General features: G+C 68.1%; 19 protein-coding genes. 14 read left to right on the forward strand and 5 right to left on the reverse strand.

Features of this window, described 5'->3' with window-relative positions; genetic code table 11:
• Positions 1-5 precede the first annotated feature (5 nt).
• Positions 6-599 (reverse strand): DUF6088 family protein, encoded by a 594-nt coding sequence (locus F7Q96_RS15880; RefSeq protein ID WP_053821699.1) that lies wholly within the window; start codon positions 597-599, stop codon positions 6-8.
• 120 nt (positions 600-719) lie between these two features.
• Entirely contained in the window at positions 720-1,352 is a 633-nt protein-coding gene (locus F7Q96_RS15885; RefSeq protein WP_053821700.1) for a TetR/AcrR family transcriptional regulator, read from the reverse strand.
• 198 nt (positions 1,353-1,550) lie between these two features.
• Between F7Q96_RS15885 and F7Q96_RS15890 the strand changes: the two genes are divergently transcribed.
• From F7Q96_RS15890 to F7Q96_RS15915, 6 genes are all read left to right on the forward strand, one after another.
• On the forward strand, positions 1,551-2,294 hold the full coding sequence (locus F7Q96_RS15890) for an SDR family NAD(P)-dependent oxidoreductase (protein ID WP_053823069.1): 744 nt from the start codon (positions 1,551-1,553) through the stop codon (positions 2,292-2,294).
• A gap of 316 nt (positions 2,295-2,610) precedes the next feature.
• Positions 2,611-3,513 (forward strand): amidohydrolase family protein, encoded by a 903-nt coding sequence (locus tag F7Q96_RS15895; RefSeq protein ID WP_053821701.1) that lies wholly within the window; start codon positions 2,611-2,613, stop codon positions 3,511-3,513.
• Between the two features lie 56 nt (positions 3,514-3,569).
• The gene (locus F7Q96_RS15900; RefSeq protein ID WP_006578677.1) at positions 3,570-4,484 is read left to right on the forward strand and encodes an amidohydrolase family protein; all 915 of its coding nucleotides are present in this window, start codon (positions 3,570-3,572) and stop codon (positions 4,482-4,484) included.
• Positions 4,485-4,561: 77 nt separating this feature from the next.
• Positions 4,562-6,010 (forward strand): UbiD family decarboxylase, encoded by a 1,449-nt coding sequence (locus F7Q96_RS15905; RefSeq protein WP_144425780.1) that lies wholly within the window; start codon positions 4,562-4,564, stop codon positions 6,008-6,010.
• Positions 6,007-6,630, forward strand: coding sequence for a UbiX family flavin prenyltransferase (locus tag F7Q96_RS15910; protein WP_053821702.1), 624 nt, complete (start codon positions 6,007-6,009; stop codon positions 6,628-6,630). The genes F7Q96_RS15905 and F7Q96_RS15910 overlap by 4 nt, the downstream gene beginning before the upstream one ends.
• Positions 6,627-7,769, forward strand: coding sequence for a CobW family GTP-binding protein (locus F7Q96_RS15915; RefSeq protein WP_226994859.1), 1,143 nt, complete (start codon positions 6,627-6,629; stop codon positions 7,767-7,769). The genes F7Q96_RS15910 and F7Q96_RS15915 overlap by 4 nt, the downstream gene beginning before the upstream one ends.
• 95 nt (positions 7,770-7,864) lie before the next feature.
• Here F7Q96_RS15915 and F7Q96_RS15920 read toward each other — a convergent pair whose 3' ends face one another.
• Positions 7,865-8,893, reverse strand: a complete 1,029-nt coding sequence (locus tag F7Q96_RS15920) for an AraC family transcriptional regulator (RefSeq protein WP_082371450.1) — start codon at positions 8,891-8,893, stop codon at positions 7,865-7,867.
• Positions 8,894-9,187: 294 nt separating this feature from the next.
• Here F7Q96_RS15920 and F7Q96_RS15925 point away from each other — a divergent pair, with 294 nt between their 5' ends.
• Together F7Q96_RS15925 and F7Q96_RS15930 are read left to right on the forward strand one after the other, a co-directional pair.
• Positions 9,188-10,534, forward strand: a complete 1,347-nt coding sequence (locus tag F7Q96_RS15925; RefSeq protein WP_053821703.1) for a nucleobase:cation symporter-2 family protein — start codon at positions 9,188-9,190, stop codon at positions 10,532-10,534.
• A gap of 2 nt (positions 10,535-10,536) precedes the next feature.
• Entirely contained in the window at positions 10,537-11,961 is a 1,425-nt protein-coding gene (locus tag F7Q96_RS15930; RefSeq protein ID WP_261659757.1) for an amidohydrolase family protein, read from the forward strand.
• 74 nt (positions 11,962-12,035) lie between these two features.
• On the opposite strand, the gene F7Q96_RS15935 is transcribed toward F7Q96_RS15930, so the two are convergent.
• Positions 12,036-12,527, reverse strand: a complete 492-nt coding sequence (locus F7Q96_RS15935; protein ID WP_151022940.1) for a hypothetical protein — start codon at positions 12,525-12,527, stop codon at positions 12,036-12,038.
• A 223-nt stretch (positions 12,528-12,750) separates the two neighbouring features.
• Positions 12,751-13,956 (reverse strand): MFS transporter, encoded by a 1,206-nt coding sequence (locus tag F7Q96_RS15940; RefSeq protein ID WP_151022942.1) that lies wholly within the window; start codon positions 13,954-13,956, stop codon positions 12,751-12,753.
• A gap of 209 nt (positions 13,957-14,165) precedes the next feature.
• Here F7Q96_RS15940 and F7Q96_RS15945 point away from each other — a divergent pair, with 209 nt between their 5' ends.
• The 6 genes from F7Q96_RS15945 (at position 14,166) to F7Q96_RS15970 (ending at position 19,984) form a co-directional block, all read left to right on the forward strand.
• Positions 14,166-15,104, forward strand: coding sequence for a LysR family transcriptional regulator (locus tag F7Q96_RS15945; RefSeq protein WP_053821705.1), 939 nt, complete (start codon positions 14,166-14,168; stop codon positions 15,102-15,104).
• A gap of 181 nt (positions 15,105-15,285) precedes the next feature.
• Complete coding sequence (queE, locus tag F7Q96_RS15950) at positions 15,286-15,921, forward strand: 7-carboxy-7-deazaguanine synthase (RefSeq protein WP_053821706.1); 636 nt, start codon at positions 15,286-15,288, stop codon at positions 15,919-15,921.
• Positions 15,922-15,954: 33 nt separating this feature from the next.
• Positions 15,955-16,431, forward strand: coding sequence for a 6-carboxytetrahydropterin synthase QueD (queD, locus tag F7Q96_RS15955; RefSeq protein WP_006578733.1), 477 nt, complete (start codon positions 15,955-15,957; stop codon positions 16,429-16,431).
• A 55-nt stretch (positions 16,432-16,486) separates the two neighbouring features.
• Positions 16,487-17,116, forward strand: coding sequence for a tRNA adenosine(34) deaminase TadA (tadA, locus tag F7Q96_RS15960; RefSeq protein WP_082371451.1), 630 nt, complete (start codon positions 16,487-16,489; stop codon positions 17,114-17,116).
• Positions 17,113-18,054, forward strand: coding sequence for a muramoyltetrapeptide carboxypeptidase (ldcA, locus tag F7Q96_RS15965; RefSeq protein WP_053821707.1), 942 nt, complete (start codon positions 17,113-17,115; stop codon positions 18,052-18,054). Before tadA ends, ldcA begins: the two co-directional genes overlap by 4 nt.
• Before the next feature lie 307 nt (positions 18,055-18,361).
• On the forward strand, positions 18,362-19,984 hold the full coding sequence (locus F7Q96_RS15970) for an ABC-F family ATPase (RefSeq protein ID WP_053821708.1): 1,623 nt from the start codon (positions 18,362-18,364) through the stop codon (positions 19,982-19,984).
• The last annotated feature ends 255 nt before the right edge of the window (positions 19,985-20,239 follow it).

The following is a 20,239-nucleotide window of genomic DNA, read 5'->3' on the forward strand; positions in this document are numbered from 1 at the left end:
TTGGGTCAATGCTGCAGCAAGGTACTCACTTCCTTGGCCATCCACGTGGGCAGCTGACCGCGTGAAGACGCGACTTCGGCAAGGTCGGATGCCGAGAGCCGGGCGCGCAGTTTTGCGATCGCTTCGTTGGCATGTTGGGGGCCGAGCCATGTCAGAGCGCGCAGGACCTTTCCGGCGTGGCGGCCGGCCAATGCCAACTGCCATCGCGGCGCATGCCGGAACTCGATGACTTGGGCGCCCAGCGTAAGCAGGCGGCTGCGGCCGGAGGTCAAATACACGGCGCGCACGGGAACTTGCGTCGTCAGCCCCAGTTCGTTGGCCGCCGCGGCGCCATGAGGCACGACGGTTTCCCCACGCTGCCGGGCAAGACCCTCGATCAATGCCGAGGCGGCCGGCGCCCGGTTGCCGAAGCGGGTAGGCACGGGAACGGCATAAATACCGCGTTCGATGCGCAGCAATGCGCCACGGCGCGCCATACGGCTGAGCGCCTGGTCGACGGCGGCGCGATTTCCCAGATGCAGCAAGCCCTTGGCGACCAGGGGCGTGCCTTCCGGTAGTCCGGCTGCGTATTCGGTGATCTGTTGGGCAAGGGTTCGCATCGTTCCTCCTCGGATGTCGGAAGTTTATAACGATTTCTGACACCAAGCAACGACGGTGGCATCCGGCGACCTGCATCGCGCTCGTTTGGTCGTCAGGAAAGGAGGCCTTGAAGAGGCGTATCAGGCACTACGCTGCCGCGCGGGGCGTTTCTGCGGCTCGCCGGATAGGCTGTCCCACACCCGCATCGCGCAGTCCACCACCCGGTGCAGCCGCTGGCGCGAGGCCCCGGTGCGGGCCTGGATCGACAGCCCCTGCAGCACCGTTTCGAAGTAGGCCGCGAGGGCGCCGATGTCCGTGTCGGCGGGCAGTTCGCCGGCCTCGACGCCTTGCTTCAACCGCTGGCGAACCGACTCGCCGACCGTGCGCAGCTTGCTCGACAGCATGGTCTTCATCTCGCTGTCCTCGTCCGGGCAGGCGGCGGCGACCGATACCACGAGACAGCCGCGCGGCGTCGCCGGGTCGCAGTAGGCGTCGACGTTGTCGCGCAGCATCGCCTCGATACCCGCGCGTGCGGTGGGTCGGGCGAGTGCCGGCGTGGTGAAGTTCATGGTCCGCTGATACAGCGCCGTCGCCTCGCGAAACAGCTGCGCCTTGTCGCCGAAGGCGGCATAGAGGCTGGGCCGGTTGATGCCCATCGCGGCCGTCAGCTCGCTCAGCGACGCCTGCTCGTAGCCGCGCTCCCAGAACACGCGCATCGCCGCCTGCAGGGCGGTGTCGCGGTCGAAGGCGCGGGGTCTTCCTCGTTGGCTCATGGATGGAACGGTGAATTCTGTACTGACCGGATAGTAAATCCCTTGACCGTCGGCGACAACGTGCCAATAATCTGCCTTAAATTTGTACCGGAAAGTACAAATTATGGGTGAAACCGACGATGCCGGTTCGGCAGCCCTTGGGGCGGCGGACCGGCGAACCGACATACGACGTTGAACACCACGTTCAAGGAGCAAGACATGGCATCCCTGCAAGGAAAAACGGCCCTGGTCACGGGCGGCAGCCGCGGCATCGGCGCCGCGATCGCGCGCCGGCTGGCCGCCGATGGCGCGGACGTTGCACTGACCTACGCCAGTTCGGAGCAGCAAGCCGAAGAGGTCGCCGCGCAGGTGCGCGCGCACGGCCGCCAGGCACTGGCGATTCGGGCGGACAACGCCGATCCGAAGGCGGTCGCCGATGCGGTGGCGCGCGCGGCCGGGCAATTCGGCAAGATCGACATCCTGGTGAACAACGCCGGCATCTTCCGCGTCGGTCCGCCGGCGGACCTGAGCATCGAAGATTTCGACATCACGATGGCGGTCAATGTGCGCGCTGCCTTCGCGGCGATCAAGGCGGTCGACAAGGTGATGCCCGATGGCGGCCGCATCATCTCGATCGGCAGCAACCTGGCGGTGCGCGTGCCGGGGCAGGGCATGTCGGTGTATAGCGCCAGCAAGGCGGCGCTGGTCGGCATGACGCAGGGCTTGGCGCGCGACTTCGGTCCGCGCGGCATCACGGTCAATGTCGTGCATCCCGGTTCGACCGCCACCGACATGAACCCGCCGGATGGCCCGCATGCGGAATGGCAGCGCTCGCTGATGGCGGGTCCGCAGCGTTTCGCGTCGCCGGACGATGTCGCGGCGGTCGTGGCCTTGCTGGCCTCGCCGGAAGCCCAGGCGGTGACCGGCGCGGCATGGACCATCGATAACGGCACCAACGCCTGATCGCACGCTGCGGCGATCGATCCGAGCGCGGGAACGTGGGCACGGCAACATCGGCGTTCACGCTTCCCGCTTGACATCCGAATTTCCACGGCGGTATAAAGGCGCCGTGGGTAGAAGCGGTCGATTGAACAAGCAGCGGCGCAACGCCGCGATCGTTCAACTGGAGATTGCTCACTGACGGAGTACCGTCGGTGGCGCATTCTTCCAACGCTCCCCTCGACAGTGCTCCCGAACGCAACGCGCACCCGGCCGGTCCCGCAATGACCGGCCCGGTCCCGCATGCCTTCAACCTGCAGCATTGCGAGGAGACACCCGCATGATCATCGACACCAGTTGCTATCCGACCAATCTGGTCGACCTGGCATGGCGGCACGATGGCGAGCCCTTTACCGGCGAGCGCCTGATCCAGATGATGGATGGCCCATTCCTGATCAACGGCAAGCCGCGCCGCATCGATCGCGCCTTCATCCAGCCGCCGCAAGGCAACACCATCTACACCTGGACCGACGGCACCAGGTCGGGCAGCGAATCGATCGATGCCTATATGGCCTACACGGTCGAGATGGTGCGCAAATATCCCGACCGCTTCATCGGCTGCTTCGTCTACAACCCGCGTTGCGGCGTCGAGAACGGCGTCAATGCGATCGACCATTACGTGCGCAAGCTCGGCTTCAAGATGGTCCAGTTCCAGGCCAACATGCACGCCTATCGGCCCGACCGCGCGCTCGACTGGCTGCGTCCGGCGCTGCAGAAATGCGCGGAATTGGGCGTGCTGGTCAAGCTGCATACCGGCGACGGCCCCTACAGCATCCCGACCGAATGGGTGCCGATGATCAAGGAATTCCCGACGGTGAATTTCATCATGGCCCACTTCGGCGTGCAGACCGGCGGCGTCTATTGCTTCGAGCCGTTCCAGATGGCGATGGACCTGCCGAACGTCTATTGCGAATCGGGCTGGTGCCTGCAGTCGCGCATCGTCGAGTTCGCCAAGGTGTTGCCCAAGCACAAGATCCTGTTCGGCTCCGATACGCCGCCGAACGAGCCGGGCATGTGGCTGCGCCTGCTGGAGGTGCTGTGTTTCGAGCCGCCGCAGGGGCTCAATCTGGACGAGGACACGCTCGAGGACTACCTCGGCAACAACGTCGCGCGGATGATCGGGCTCGAACCGACGCCGGTGCCGCGCACGGTCGAAGAGGCCCGCGCCAGGCTCGCCGCCTGAGCCGCGCTGTTCCACGACCGCTTCCAGACCACGCAGCCCCGCACGGAGCCACTGCAATGATCATCGATACCCATCTGCATCCCACCAACCTCGTCGACGAGGCCTGGCGCCATACCGGCGAACCGTTCACCGGCGAGCGCCTGCTCAAGATGATGGACGGCCCCTACATCATCAACGGCAAGCCGCGCCGCATCGACATGGGCTTCATCCAGCCGCCGCCCGGCAATACCGGCTATCGCGACGGCAATCGCCGCGGCCGCGAAGGCGTGCGCGACTACATGGCCTATGTGGCCGAGCTGTGCCAGAAATATCCCGACCGCTTCATCGGCAATTTCACCTTCAATCCGCGCTGGGGTCCGGAAGAGGGCGCGCTCGAGCTCGAATACCACGTCAAGGAATACGGCTTCAAGATGATGAAGCTGCATGCCAACATGCACGGCTATCGCCCCGACCGCGCGCTCGACTGGCTGCGGCCCGCCTTGAAGATGTGTGCCAAGTACAACGTCGTGGTGCTGATCCACACCGGCGACGGGCCGTACACGATTCCGACGATGTTCTATCCGATCATCCGCGAATTCCCGATGGTCAATTTCATCATCGGTCATTTCGGCATCCAGACCGGCGGCAATTATTCGTTCGAGGCGTTCTGGATGGCGATGGACACGCCCAATGTCTATTGCGAATCGGGTTGGTGCTTCCAGTCGCGCATCGTCGAATTCGCCCGCCAGTTGCCGCGCAACAAGATCGTGTTCGGCACCGACACGCCGCCGAACGAACCGGGCATGTGGCTGCGCGAACTGGAGATGCTGTGCGGCCCCGCGCCGCAGGGCATGGACCTGGACGAGGACGGGCTGGAGGACTACATGGGCAACAACATCGCCCGCCTGATCGGCCTGGAGACCACGCCGCCGCCGCGCACGATGGAAGAGGCGCAGGCCCGGCTGACCGATACCTACGCCGGTCTTCGCTGAACCGCCCCACACGGCGGCCGGCCGGGCCCAGCACCTTCCTGTGCCGCGGCCCCGGCCGGCGTGACAAGGAGAGAACGATGACATCGTCGCTCAATTCGGGGCGCGATTCGGGGCGCGGTTCGGGGTGCGATTCTGGGCGCGATTCTGGGCGCTACTCGTCGTCGCAGGATTTTCGCGACTTTCTGTCGGCCTATCGGGCCGCGCATCCCCACGATGTGCTGGTGATCGGCGACGAGGTCGGCGCCGATCAGGATGCGACCGCCGTGGTCTGGCAGCTGGCCGCGCAGGGGCGCTATCCGATGCTGGTGTTCGAGCGCGTGCGTGGTCTGGACGCGCCGCTGGTCACCAATATCTTCGCCTCGCGCGAGCGCGTCGGCCGGCTGCTCGGCGTCGGCGCCGACGGCATCCACGCCGAATACCAGGCGCGCAGCCGACGCCTGGTGCCGCCGCGCGAGGTCGACAGCGGGCCGGTGCTCGACGTCGTGCAGGGCGACGGCATCGACCTGAGCACGATCCCGGCCATACGGCATTTCGCTAACGACCGCGGGCCCTATATCACCAACGCGATCCTGATCGCGCAGGATCCGGAGACCGGCATCGGCAACGCCAGCTACCACCGCTCGATGGTGCATTCGGCCACCGGCATCGCCACCAGCCTGCATTCGCGCGGCCACCTGTGGCGCATGCAGCAGCAGGCCGCCGTGCGCGGGCAGCCGTTGCCGGTGGCGATGGTGATCGGCGCGCATCCGCTGTTCATGCTGGCGGGCGCGGCACGTCTGCCGTACGGCGTCGACGAGCGCCACGTCGCCGGCGGCCTGTTCGGCGCGCCGCTCGAGGTCGTGCGCACGCCGCGGCATGGCATCGCGGTGCCCGCCAGCGCGGAGATCGTGCTGGAAGGGGTCATCGATCCGGAAGCGCGCGTCGACGAGGGGCCGTTCGGCGAGTTCACCGGCTATTCGTCGGACCGCTCGACCAACAACCTGCTGCGCGTCGAGACGATCCTGCGCCGGCGCGACGCGATGCTGATCGACGTGGTCGGCGGCAATTCGGCCGAGCACCTCAATCTCGGGCGGATTCCGCGCGAGTCGGAGATGGTCGAGAAGCTGAAGGAGCGTTTTCCCGGCGTCACCGCCGTGCACTATCCGAGTTCGGGCACGCATTTCCATGCCTATGTCGCGCTCAAGCCGATGCGCGCCGGCGAGGCGCGCCAGGTCATGCTGGGACTGCTCGGCTGGGATCCGTACCTGAAGACGGTGATCGCGGTCGACGAGGATGTCGACGTCACGCGCGATGAAGAGGTGCTGTGGGCCGTCGCCACGCATCTGCAGCCGCATCTTGACGTGGTGGTCGTCGACGGCCTGCCCGGCAGCGCGCTCGATCCGTCGGCATCCGGCGTCGGTACGACGTCGCGCATGGGGCTCGATGCGACACGCGGCCCGCAGTTCGATGGCATCCGCGCGCGCATCGGCGACGACGCGATGGCGCGGGCTGCGCGGCTGCTCGGCGATGTGCTGGGGCGCCCATGAGCCGCCGCCTCGTGGTCGCCATCACCGGCGCCAGCGGCGCGATCTACGGCGTGCGCCTGCTGCAGTGGCTGGCGCAGCAGCCGGACTGGCGCACCGACCTGGTGGTGACGCCGTCCGGCTGGCTGACCATCCAGCACGAGCTTGGCCTGCGCCGCGCCGAAGTCGAGGCGCTGGCCGACGTCGCACACAACGTGCGGGACATCGGCGCGACCATCGCCAGCGGCTCCTACCGCTGCGCCGGCATGGTGGTGGCGCCGTGCTCGATGCGCTCGCTGGCGGCGATCGCCCATGGCATCGCCGACAACCTGGTCACGCGCGCCGCCGACGTGATGCTGAAGGAAAGACGCCGGCTGGTGCTGCTGCCGCGCGAGACGCCGCTGCATCTGGGCCATCTGCGCAACCTGACCGCGGTGACCGAGATGGGCGCGATCGTGCTGCCGCCGGTGCCGGCGTTCTACCACCGGCCAGGCACCATCGACGATCTTGTCAACCATACCGTCGGGCGTACGCTCGACCTGTTCGATATCGACCATGCCGGTCTGGTCGCGCGTTGGCAGGGGATGCGTCCCGTGCCGGCCGACGCGATGCCGACTGCCATGGCGCAGGAGGAGACACGATGAATGCCCTTACGTCCTTGATGCCTGAAGCGGTGCGCCCTGCCAGCGGCGAGCAAGCCGCCGGACACGCTGCGGAGCGCGCGCCCGTACCGGTGCCGGTGACGATCCTGACCGGCTTTCTCGGCGCGGGAAAGACCACGCTGCTGAACCATATCCTGACCGAGCGGCACGGCCATCGGATCGCGGTGATCGAGAACGAGTTCGGCGAGGTCGATGTCGATTCGGATCTGGTGCTGAGCTCGGACGAAGAGATCTACCAGATGACCAACGGCTGCATCTGCTGCGTGGTCGATGTGCGTACCGATCTGGTCCGCATCCTGCAGAAGCTGCTGGCGCAGCCCGAACGCTTCGACCATATCATCGTCGAGACCAGCGGCCTCGCCGACCCTACCCCCGTGGCAGCGACCTTCTTCATGGACCACGAGGTGGCGCGCGAGGTCGCGCTCGACGGGGTGGTCACGCTGGTCGACGCGCTGCATATCGAAAGCCATCTGGACGATCCGCGGCTGCGCGGCTTCGACAATCAGGCGGTCGACCAGATCGTCGCGGCCGACCGCATCGTCATCAACAAGACCGACCTGGCCGACCCGGCGGCGGTGGACGCGCTGGAGGCGCGGCTGCGCCGGCTCAACGAGGGCGCGCAGATCCTGCGTTCGAACTACGCGCGCGTCGACCTGCGGCGGATCCTGGGGATCGGCGGGTTTACGCCGGGGCTGGCCGTGCTCGACGACAGCGAGGACGAGCACGGCCACGATCACGATCATGGAGAAGGCCACGTCTGCGACGAGCACTGCGGCCACGACCACGACCACGACCACGATCGCGAGCACGCGCACCGCCACGACCCCTCGGTGTCTTCCGTCTCGCTGGTGTTCGACCGGCCGTTCGACGGAGACCGCCTCGCCAGCGCGATCCGAGCCTTGCTGGCGGCGCAGGGCGACGACCTGTTCCGCATCAAGGGCATCGTCGCGGTCGCCGGCAGCGGGCGGCGCCATGTGCTGCAGGCCGTGCACCGGCAGCTCGACCTGCATGCGGGCGATCCATGGCTGGACGCGCCGCGCGACAGCAAGCTCGTCTTTATCGGCCGCAACCTGGACCGCGGCCGATTGCAGACAATGCTCGGGATCTGCCTGGCACGTTGAGGCGAGGGCGCAGCGTCGCATCGGCGCCGTGGCGGCGGGGAGGCGGGGCGGAAAAACCGCGCCGCCACGGCTGGGATCGCTGGATAAAACTGCCTCTATCCTTCGCGCCGATGCGCGCGGCGCAACGTGTCCGACGGCAGTTCCCCGAATTCGCGCCGGTATTCGCGCGAGAACATGCTCAGATGCACGAAGCCGTGCCGCAGCGCGATCGCGGTCACGGCGCCCGGCTGCTGCGGCGCCCGTAGCAGGCTGTCGCGCGCGCCCTGCAGGCGCAGCAGCCGCAGATATTCCATCGGTGTCGCGTTCTTGCTGCGCCGGAAGCCGACCTGCAGCGAGCGCTCCGACACGCCGCAATGGTCGGCGAGTTCGCGCATCGTGATCGGACGATCGAGATTGCGGCGCAGGTACTGGATGGCCCGCCGCACATAGGTCGGCAGCGTCGGCTGGAAGCGTCGCGGCAGCGTGGCGCCGTCGCCGGAGAACTGGTCGAACAGCAGCGTCGACACCACCATATGCTCGATGCTGGCGTCGATGGTCGGGTTGGCGGCGCCGGCCCGGCGCGTGCGCATCTCCGCGCGCAGATATCCCACCAGTGCCTGCCAGCGCTCGGCCAGCCCATTGCGGCCATTCAGCCCATCATCGCTGGCCAGGCGCGGCGCGAACGCGATCGGCGCCGGCGGTTCGAAGCCGAAATGCTCGCGGAACGCATGTTCGATCGCGCGCCGGCGCAGCACCACGCAAAAACGTTCGCAATCCTTATCGAGCAGCAGCCGCGTGCGCAGCGTCGGCGAGGCAATCAGCGTGCTGCCGTGCGCGAAATGCTGCGACTGGCCCTCGGTCAGCGCCTCGCAATGGCCGGCCACCGTGGTCTGGATCACGTACTCGTCCTTGCCGGCCTGCGGCTCGATCTCCATCGCGGTGCTGTAGCGGATATCGACCAGCGACAGCTGCCCGATATGGCATTGCTCGCCTTCGACATGCAACGGTGCGCGCGTATCGAGCGGCCGTACGCGTGCCGGCCCGAACAGCCGCGCGCACAGCGCTTGCACGTGAAGCAGCTCGCTGGCGTGGAAACGATGGACGGCGCCGTTGCCGGGCGCGGAAACGTCGGAAGGCGGCAGCATGGAAACGTCGAGCAGAGGATGCGGTGGCAGGCATCGGGGCAGGCGGTGCGCGCCTATCGTAAGGGCCGCCGTTGCCGACGGCAAAGCCGGGACAAACCCGCAGCGCACCGCGGCATGGCCATCGTGTTCCTGGACCATCGCGTCGCCGTCGCACCGCCATTGCACGGCGGCCTCACATCGCTGCGCTTTGCGCCTATCGCCTTCGCAATTGCGCTATGAGGGGATGGGCGCGGCCGCTACTGTGGCTGCAGGCGCCGCTTCGAGCGCCCTACAGCCACCACCAAGGAGACGACGATGGCTTCGCCCCAACACCCGGTCGACGCGGTGCTGCCGCCGCGCGCCATGCTCACGCTGGGCTTCCAGCACATGCTGGTCAGTTATCTGGGCGCGATCACGGTGCCGATGATCGTCGCCGCGGCGCTCAAGATGACGCCGGCGCAGACCACGCTGCTGATCAGCACCGCGCTGTTTACCTCGGGCATCGCCACGCTGCTGCAGACCGTCGGCTTCTGGAAGTTCGGCGTGCGGCTGCCGATCATGCAGGGCGTCGCGTTCAGCTCGGTCGGTCCGGTGATCGCGATCGGCACCGATCCGTCGCTGGGCTTCCAGGGCGTTTGCGGCGCGATCATCGGCGCGGGCGTGATCACGCTGCTGCTGGCGCCGGTGATCGGCCGGCTGCGGCAGTTCTTCCCGCCGGTGGTCACCGGCTGCATCGTCACGGCGATCGGCCTGTCGCTGTTTCCGGTTGCCTATCAATGGCTCGGCGGCGGGCGCGGTGCGCCCCAGTTCGGTGCGCCGGTGTTCTTTGCGGTCGCGGTCGGCGTGGTCGCGCTGATCCTGGCGATCAATCGCTACGGCAGCGAGTTCCTGCGCAACCTGTCGGTGCTGATCGGCCTGCTGGCCGGCGCGGCGGTCGCGACCGCGCTTGGCATGGGGGACTTCACCGAGGTCCGCCGCGCACCGTGGTTCACGATGGTGCAGCCGTTCGCCTTCGGCCTGCCGGTATTCGATATCGGTGCGATCGTCACGATGACGATCGTGATGCTGGTGCAGATGGTCGAGTCGATGGGGCTGTTCATCGCGATCGGCGATCTGGTCAAGCGCCCGGTCAGCGAACGCGAGGCGACCAACGGCCTGCGTGCCAACGGCCTGGCCAGCGCGATCGGCGGCATGTTCGCGGCCTTTCCGTATATCGCGTTCATGGAGAACGTCGGGCTGGTGATCGTGACGGGCGTGCGCAGCCGCTGGGTGGTGGCGACCTGCGGCCTGATGCTGTGCGCGGTCGCGCTGGTGCCCAAGATCGGCGCGCTTTTTGCGTCGATCCCGGCCGCGGCGCTCGGCGGCGCCGCGCTGGTGATGTTCGGCGTGGTCGGCGCGGCGGGCATCAAGACGCTGGGCCAGGTCGACTACGAGAACAACCGCTCGAACCTGACCATCGTCGCCATCACGCTGGCCTGCGCGCTGATGCCGGTGATCATGCCGTCCGTGCTCGAGAAGCTGCCCGAAGCGCTGCAGCCGTTCGTGCACAGCAGCGTGATCATCGCCTGCGTGGTGTCCGTCTTCCTGAACCTGCTGCTCAACGGCCTGCCGGGCCGTGACGCACCGCTGGCGCACGCCGGCGAACATGCCCCGGAGATCTGATCTTGACTGAAGTCCAATGTCTGAACGAAAAACAGCGCGAGATCCTGCGCGACAACCTGCTGATCCGCGGCGCCGCTGCGGTGATGACCGGCCAGGCGGGCCCGGCGGCGCGCGCCGGCGCGGCCGATATCCGCATCCGCGACGGCCGCATCGCCGAGATCGCGGCGGGACTCGCGCCGCTGCCCGGCGAGCGCGTGCTCGACGTCCCGGGCGCCGTGGTCTACCCGGGCTGGATCAATACGCACCACCATCTGTTTCAGAACCTGCTGAAGGCCGTGCCGGCCGGCATCAACGCCGACCTGCAGGCCTGGCTCGCGGCGGTGCCGTATCCGCGCCTGGCGGCCTTCACTCCCGAGGTGCTGCGCGCCGCGGTGCGGCTCGGCATGGCCGAGCTGCTGCTGTCGGGCACCACCACCTGCGCCGATCATCACTACCTCTATCACCACGGCCATGGCGCCGAGACCGGCGACCTGCTGTTCGACGCGGCCGCAGAAATGGGGCTGCGGCTGGTGCTGTGCCGCGGCGGCGCGATCCAGTCGGCGGCCGACCATCCCGGCATGTCCAAGACCGCGCTGGTGCCGGAGACGCTCGACGAGATGGTCGCCGATATCGAACGGCTGAAGGCGCGCTATCACGACCCGGCCGGCGATGCGATGCGCCGCGTCGCGGTGGCGCCGACCACGCCGACGTTCTCGCTGCCGCCCGCGATGCTGCGCGAGCTGGCGGAGTTCGGCCGCGGTCTCGGCCTGCGCCTGCATACGCATCTGTCGGAGACCGACAACTACGTTCGCTTCTGCCGGGAGAAATATCGCTGCACGCCGGTGGAGTTCGTCGGCGAGCATGGCTGGCTGGGCCCGGACGTCTGGTTCGCGCATCTGGTCACGTTGTCGCCCGAGGAAATCCGCATGCTGGCCGCGACCGGCACCGGCATGGCGCACTGTCCGGTCAGCAATGCGCGGCTGGGCAGCGGGGTAGCGCCGGTGCGCGCGCTCGCCGATGCCGGCGTGCGCATCTCGCTCGGTGTGGACGGTGTCGCCTCCAATGAATCCGGCAGCATGGTCCACGAGGCCAACTTCGCCTGGCTGGTGCACCGCGCGGTCGGCGGCGCCTCGCAGACGACGGTCGAGGAGGTGATTCACTGGGGCACGGCAGGGGGTGCCGCGGTGCTGGACCTGCCGCGGATCGGCACGCTGGCGCCCGGGCAGTCGGCCGACCTGGCGATCTACGACGTCAGCGGCCTGCGCTTCCACGGCTTTCACGACATCGCCGCCGCGCCGGTGGCGGCCGGCGAACCGACGCTGGTGCGCCACGTGTTCGTGCGCGGACGCCAGGTCGTGCAGGACGGTGCGATCGTGGGACTGGACCTCGAGGCGCTGCGCCGCGAGGCGGGGGAGGCGATGCGGGTGTTGCAGCGGGCCGCGGCCTGAGCGAGACCTGAGCGAGACCTGAGCGCGGCCCAAGGCCGAGTCAGCGCGCCGTTGCCGGCGCGCTGACGCCTGGCTTAGCGGCCGCCGGAGCCGCCGCTGGTCCCGCCCGAGCCGCCCGCGCCGCCGGAACCCATGCCGCCGGTGCCAAGCCCGCCGGTACCGGTGCCGGTACCGCCCGAGCCCGAGGTGCCCGTGCTGCCGGAACTGCCGGGGCTTCCAGGGCTGCCGGAGCCCATTCCCGAGCCGGTGCCGGATCCGGTGCCGGTGCCACCGGTCCCACCGCTGCCGGAACGCCCGCGCGGGGCACTGGCGCCGCTCTTGCTGCCCGAACCGCTGCCGGACTGATAGCCCGAGGTGCCACCGCTGCCGCTGGTGCTGCCCGAGCCCGTGGCACTGGTACCCGTGCCGGGGGTCGTGCTGGGTCCGGCGCCGGCACTGCCGCCACCGCTGCTGCTCCCGCCACTGCCGCCGCTGCCGCTTCCCGCCCCGCCGCCTTGCGCGAGGGCCGCGCCGGCCGCGAGCGCCAGGCAAGCAGCAAGCGCTGCTGCCAAGGTCGTTGATTTCATGCTGTCTCTCCAGGATGTGTGATATCGCCGGGCGTCGCCCGGCGTTCGTTCTGTCGTTGCGCGCAGACGGGCTAGCGCGACGCAAGTTGCATGCCGTGATGGCATGCGTCACATCCACGGGGAAGGGTAGAAGAGGCTTGCAGCATTGGCCGGGAAGCGGTGCAGATTTGGCGTGTGGCGGCGGCGTGTCGATTCGCGCCGCCACGCCAGTTGGCGCGGCCGGTCAGTGCGACATCGCGCCCGCGGTGCCGCCGCCGCGATGGACCACGCCGTCGGCGCGATCGAGGCGGCCGCTCCAGGCGGTCAGCGCCAGCGCGACCAGCACTACCACCGCGCCGATCCACGGCGTATGCATCAGGCCAAGGTGCGTCACGATCAAGCCGCCCGCCCACGCGGCGCCGGCGATGCCGAGATTGAACGCGGCGATATTGAGGCCGGAGGCGACGTCGACCGCCTGCGGCGTGAAGCGCTCGGCCTGCTTGACGACATAGACCTGCAGGCCCGGCACGTTGCCGAAGGCCACCGCGCCCCAGGCCAGCACCGTCGCCACCACCAGCCAGCGGTGCGGCGCGGTGAAGTTCAGCACCAGCAGCACCGCGGCCAGCAGCACGAACATCGTCTTCAGCGCCGGGATCGGGCCGTGGCGGTCGGCCAGGCGGCCGCCCCAGATATTGCCCGCGGCAACCGACAGGCCGTACACCAGCATCACCAGGCTGACCGCGCCCGCGTCGAAGCCGGACACGTCCTGCAGGATCGGCGCGAGAAAGGTGAAGGGGATGAACGAGCCGCCGTAGCCGATCGCGGTCTTCGCATAGACCAGCAGCAGCCGCGGTTCGGCCAGCACGCGGGCCTGCTGCATCAGCGACGCGGGCGGCGCATGCCGGATGCCGGACGGCACGAACAGCAGGCTGCCGACGAAGGCGACCACACCGAGCGCCGACACGGCCAGGAAGGTCTCGCGCCAGCCGAAATGTTGGCCGATGAAGGTGCCCAGCGGCACGCCGGTTACCAGCGCGACGGTAAGGCCCGTAAACATGATGGCGATCGCGCTGGCGGCCTTCTCGCGCGGCACCAGTCCGGTCGCGATGGTCGAGCCGATCGAAAAGAACACGCCGTGGGCGAGGCCGGTCAGCACGCGGGCCAGCACCAGCGAGCCGTAGCCCGGCGCCTGCCATGCCAGCAGATTGCCGAGCGTGAACAGCGCCATCAGCGACAGCAACAAGGTCTTGCGCGGCAGGCGGCCGGTCAGCGCGGTCAGCAGCGGGGCGCCGACGGCGACGCCGAGCGCGTACAGGCTGACCAGCAGGCCGGCGGAAGGCAGCGACACGTTCAGATCGGCCGCGACGGTGGGAATCAGGCCGACGATGACGAACTCCGTCGTGCCGATGGCGAATGCGCTGATCGTCAGCGCCAACAGGGCGAGGGGCATGATGGCCTCCAGGTATCGGGGATTGGGGTATGGGGGATTGGAATGGCCCGCATTGTGACCCTCGCCGGCTTGCCGATTAATCCGTTAATATGCAGAAAATATTTGATCGGTAGTCAACAATCGCGACCTCCCGGATTGCCATGTGGGGTCCCGGTCCCGGCCCCGCTCGGCCGGGACCGGGCGCGATCGCTCCCGCAGGAAACCCCGCCATGAAGATGACCCTGGAAGAATTGCTGGCCTTCGTCACCGTGGTCGACAGCGGCTCGATCACGGCCGCGGCCGACCAGCTGGGCCAGACCGTCTCCGGCGTCAGCCGGGCGCTGGCGCGGCTCGAGGACAAGCTGGCCACCGCGCTGCTGCGGCGGACCACGCGCCGGCTGGAGCTGACCGAGGAGGGCGCCGCGCTGCTCGCGCATGCCCGCGCGATTCTGGGCGCGGTGGACCAGGCCGAGGACCAGATCGCGCTGCGGCGGCAGAAGCCGGCCGGCAAGCTGCGCATCAACGCCGCCTCGCCGTTCATGCTGCATGTGGTGGTGCCGCTGGTCGACGACTTCCGCCGCGCCTATCCCGAGATCGAGCTGGAGCTGCACAGCAGCGACCAGATCATCGATCTGCTGGAGCACCGCACCGATGTCGCGATCCGCATCGGCGCGCTGCGCGATTCGACGCTGCATGCCAGGCCGCTGTGCCACAGCCGCTTGCGGGTGCTCGCCAGCCCGGCTTATCTGAAGGCGCACGGGCGGCCGCGCTCGGTCGGAGAGCTGGCCCGCCACAGCCTGCTCGGCTTCACGCAGCCCGACAGCCTGAACCGCTGGCCGCTGCGGGACGAAGCCGGCAACGAGTTCGAGATCACGCCGGCGGTGTCCGCCTCCAGCGGCGAGACGCTGCGGCAGCTGGCGCTGGCCGGCCAGGGCGTGGTGTGCCTGGCCGATTTCATGACGGCCCAGGATCGGGCCCGCGGCGACCTGGTGCAGCTGTTTCCGCGCGAGACGCTCGATGTGCGCCAGCCCATCCATGCGGTCTACTATCTGAACACGCAACTGTCGGCGCGCATTGCCTGCTTTCTGGACTTTCTGGCGGCGCGGATGCAGGACGAAGCGCCGCGCCAGGGCTCGAATCGCCCACCAGCCGGGCGCCTGCGTCATTGAGGCGTCTTTGGTATACTGTCGCGTTTCCCCGCGCGACCGGAAATGCCACCGCCAGGGGCCAGCCGCACCGGCATCCGTCCCTGCATGAAGCAGATGGGCTGGCATAGCCAGGGCACTGTCCGTCGCCAACCATCCAGTTCGAACCCATCGGTCGAACAGACAGGTCGAACCGACCCCAAGCATGACTTACGCCGTCAAGGAAATCTTCTACACGCTGCAGGGCGAGGGCGCCAACGCGGGCCGTGCCGCCGTGTTCTGCCGCTTCGCCGGCTGCAATCTGTGGACGGGCCGCGAACAGGACCGCGAGCAGGCGATCTGCCGCTTCTGCGATACCGATTTCGTCGGCACCGACGGCACGCTGGGCGGCAAGTACCGCAGCGCCGAAGAACTGGCCGCGCAGGTCGCCTCGCAATGGCCGCAAGGCGCGGGCGGCCGCCCGCTGGTGGTCTGCACCGGCGGCGAGCCGCTGCTGCAGCTCGATGCGCCGCTGATCGACGCGCTGCACGCGCAGGGCTTCGAGATCGCGATCGAGACCAACGGCACGATCGCGGTGCCGGACGGCATCGACTGGGTCTGCGTCAGCCCGAAGATGGGCGCCGAACTGGTGGTGACACGCGGCGACGAGCTCAAGGTCGTGATCCCGCAGCCCGGCCAGGACTTCGCGGCATACGAGGCGCTGGATTTCCGCTATTTCCTCGTGCAGCCGATGGACGGCCTGCTGGCGCGCGAGAATACGGCCCTCGCCGTCGATTTCTGCCAGCGCCATCCGCGCTGGCGCCTTTCGCTGCAAACCCACAAGCTGCTGGGCATCCGCTAGGCGTCTGCCGCACGGGTCCCGGCACCGGCCTTCATGAACAAGCAAGTCTCGATCACGCGCCGCCTCGAATTCGATGCCGGCCACCGCATCCCCAACCATGGCGGCCAATGCCGCAATATCCATGGCCACCGCTATCGGCTCGACCTGACGCTGTCGGGGGAGGTGCTGCATCGCGAGGGCGCGGCCGACGAGGGCATGATCCTGGACTTCAGCGACATCAAGGCGCTGGCCAACCAGCATCTGGTCGACAAGTGGGACCACGCCTTCCTGATCCATCGCGGCGACACCGCGCTGCTCGAATTCCTGCGTGGCATGGAGGGGCACAAGACGGTGGTGCTCGACGCGATTCCGACCGTCGAGAACCTGGCGCAGATCGCCTTCGACATGCTGGCGCCGGTGTTCAAGGACTGCTTCGGCCATCATCTGCAGCTGACTCGCCTGGTGCTGTTCGAAACGCCGAACTGCTGGGCCGAGGTCACCGCGCCCGCCGTCGCGCCGGCGCAGGACTGATCCGAGTTGAACCGACCGCCAAGGTGCCGACGACCGACCCGCCGATGACCCGCCGATGACAGACACGCCGCCGCCATCGCCTATCGCCGCTACGGGAGCCATCGCCACGCCGCCGTTCGAGGGGCCGCTGGCCGACGCGCGCGATCAGCGCTTCATGCGTGCCGCGCTGGAGGAGGCCCGCCTGGCCGAGGCGGCCGGCGAGGTGCCGGTGGGCGCGGTGGTGGTATGGAACGACGCGATCATCGCCCGCGGCCACAACCTGCCGATCCGTTCGCGCGATCCGTCTGCTCATGCCGAAATGCAGGCGCTGCGCGCGGCCGCGCAGGTGGTCGGCAATTACCGGATGCCCGAGTGCGAGCTGTACGTGACGCTCGAACCGTGCGCGATGTGCAGCGGGGCAGTGCTGCACGCGCGGCTGCGTCACGTCGTGTTCGGCGCGACCGATCCGAAGACCGGCGCCGCCGGCAGCGTGCTCGACCTGTTCGCCGAGGCGCGGCTCAACCACCAGACCACGATCCGCGGCGGCGTGCTGGCCGACGAGTGCGGCCAGCTGCTGCGCGATTTTTTCCGGGCGCGGCGGCGCGCGCAGAAGGCTGACCGCGCCGGCGGGCAGGCTGTCACCGAGCCTGGCAACGGCTCCGTCACCGAACCGTCATCCGATCCTCAGGGAAAGCCCGACGCATGAACGCGCCCATCGAAGTCCGCCTGCTTGCTCCCTCCGGCTATCCGCACGACATGGCCGTCGCCACGCGCGGCTGCGACTGGCTGCGGGCGCACGGCTACCGCGTCGCCAACCCGGAGGTGCTGGACCGCCGCCATCAGCGCTTCGGCGGCACCGACGACGAGCGGCTGGCCGACCTGCATGGCATCGGTACCGGGGCTTCCGGCGCGCTGACGCTGGCGGTGCGGGGCGGCTACGGCCTGGCGCGTCTGCTGCCGCGCATCGATTTCGACCGCATCGCCGCGCAGGCGCGCCGCGCGGCCACGCCGATCGTCGGCCACAGCGATTTCACGGCATTCCAGCTGGCGTATCTGGCCAAGGCGGGCGGCATCAGCCTGGCCGGTCCGATGCTGCTGGCCGACTTCGGCGCCGAGCCGGTCGATGCCTTCATGTGGCGGCATTTCGAAGGGCTGCTGCGCGCGTCGTCCTATACCGTCGACATCGACGCGCCGCAGGACGGCGGCCAGCCGTTCTCCGGCGAGGTGGCGGGCACGCTGTGGGGCGGCAATCTGGCAATGCTGTGCAGCCTGCTGGGCACGCCGTATCTGCCGCAGGTCGAGGGCGGCATCCTGTTTCTCGAGGACGTCAACGAGCCGCCGTACCGCGTCGAGCGCATGCTGCTGCAGCTGGAACAGGCCGGCGTGCTCGGCGCGCAGCGCGCGATCCTGCTGGGCGACTTCTCCAGCTACCGCGTCAGCGACTACGACAATGGCTACGACCTGCCGGCCGTGGTGGCCTATCTGCGGGAGCGCTTGCCGGTGCCGATCGTCACCGGGCTGCCGTTCGGCCACTGCGCGCGCAAGCTGACGCTGCCGGTGGGCGGGCAGGGCGCGCTTCAGGCCTCGGCCGACGGATTCACGCTGACGATGTCGGGGCACCCGTTGCTGGCCCGCCCGGCCTGAGCGTCCCGCCGAGCGCCCGGCGCATCGCGCCCGGGGCGCGGGCCGGGTCGCAGGATCCCAGCGCAGCCCGGCCTCCCTATCCGCCGCCGTCCTCGCGCCCGATTGCGCGAGGAATGGTAAAATCTCCGATTCTTCGCGAGGTGAAGGGCCCAGGCCTGTCCGGCCACGCGCCACGGTCGTCGTTTCATTCCGTTGGCCCAGCCCGCCGCGCCATGCGGCACGCCGTCGGCAGCTTCGCCGATTTGCCGATTCGCCGCCTTCACCGGCCACCATCACCGCTACACCGCATTCCAAAAGGTTCTTCGACGTGCTATCTACCGCAAACATCACCATGCAGTTCGGCCCCAAGCCCTTGTTCGAGAATATCTCGGTCAAGTTCGGCGAGGGCAACCGCTACGGCCTGATCGGCGCGAACGGCTGCGGCAAGTCCACCTTCATGAAGATCCTCGGCGGCGATCTCGAGCCGACCTCCGGCAACGTGATGCTGGAACCGGGCGTGCGCCTGGGCAAGCTGCGCCAGGACCAGTTCGCCTATGAGGACATGCGCGTGCTCGACGTGGTGATGATGGGCCATACCGAGATGTGGGCCGCGGCGCAGGAGCGCGACGCGATCTATGCGAACCCGGAAGCGACCGACGAAGACTACATGAAGGCCGCCGAGCTCGAGGCCAAGTACGCCGAATACGACGGCTACACGGCCGAGGCGCGCGCCGGCGAGCTGCTGCTGGGCGTGGGCATCCCGACCGACCAGCATCAGGGCACGATGAGCAATATCGCGCCGGGCTGGAAGCTGCGGGTGCTGCTGGCGCAGGCGCTGTTCTCGAATCCGGACGTGCTGCTGCTGGACGAGCCGACCAACAACCTGGACATCAACACGATCCGCTGGCTGGAACACGTGCTCAACGAGCGCAATTCCACCATGATCATCATTTCGCACGATCGCCACTTCCTGAACTCGGTCTGTACGCACATGGCCGACATGGACTACGGCACGCTGAAGGTCTACCCGGGCAACTACGACGACTACATGGAAGCGTCGATGCAGGCCCGCGAGCGCCAGATGGCGGCCAACGCGCGCGCCAAGGAGCGCATCACCGAACTGCAGGACTTCGTGCGCCGCTTCTCGGCGAACAAGTCCAAGGCCCGCCAGGCCACCTCGCGCCTGAAGCAGATCGACAAGATCAAGGTCGAGGACATCAAGCCGTCGTCGCGCCAGAACCCCTTCATCCGCTTCGAGTTCGAGAAGAAGCTGCACAACCTGGCGGTGACCGCCGAGAACATCAGCAAGGCCTACGACCGCCAGATCCTGAACAATCTGTCGCTGTCGATCCAGGCCGGCGAGCGCGTCGCGATCATCGGTGAGAACGGCGCGGGCAAGACCACGCTGCTGCGCTGCCTGCTCGACGGCGCGGTGCAGACCGGCGTGCAGCGCGGCATCGAGGTCGACCACGGCAGCGTCAAGTGGGCCGAGAACGCCAACGTCGGCTACATGCCGCAGGACACCTACGAGGAGTTCCCGCAAGAGAGCAACCTGATGGACTGGATGACCCAGTGGACGCAGGCCGGCGACGACGACCAGTCGCTGCGCGGCACGCTGGGCCGGCTGCTGTTCTCCGCCGACGACATCAAGAAGTCGGTCAAGGTGCTGTCCGGCGGCGAGAAGGGCCGCATGATCTGGGGCAAGCTGATGCTGGGCCGCCATAACGTGCTGGCGCTCGACGAGCCGACCAACCACATGGACATGGAGTCGATCGAGTCGCTGCAGATCGCGCTGGACAAGTTCACCGGCACGCTGATCTTCGTGTCGCACGACCGCGAATTCGTCAGCGCGCTGGCCACCCGGATCATCGAAATCCGCACCGACGGCACGGTGACCGATTATCTGGGCACCTACGACGAATACCTGGAGTCGCAGGGTATTGCCGGCTGATCGGGCTTCCGTTTCTGCCAGCGAGCCGATGAAGGCCGCAACGCGATCGACGCGTTGCGGCCTTTTTTCATGGCAGGGTTGCCGGGGCGGTGGCCGGGCCGGAGTCCTAGGCGCGCGATTATCGGCGGTATATTGGCGCGCGCCTGGCGAACGCCCTGCGGCGAAGCGATATCGGCCGACAAAATCGGTTTTACAATGTCGGCACAGAAAAAATCGATAACAACGGCAAAGGCCCTGAAACGCCTGAATCAGGTT

Source organism: Cupriavidus gilardii (assembly GCF_008801915.1).
GTDB classification, from domain to species: domain Bacteria; phylum Pseudomonadota; class Gammaproteobacteria; order Burkholderiales; family Burkholderiaceae; genus Cupriavidus; species Cupriavidus gilardii.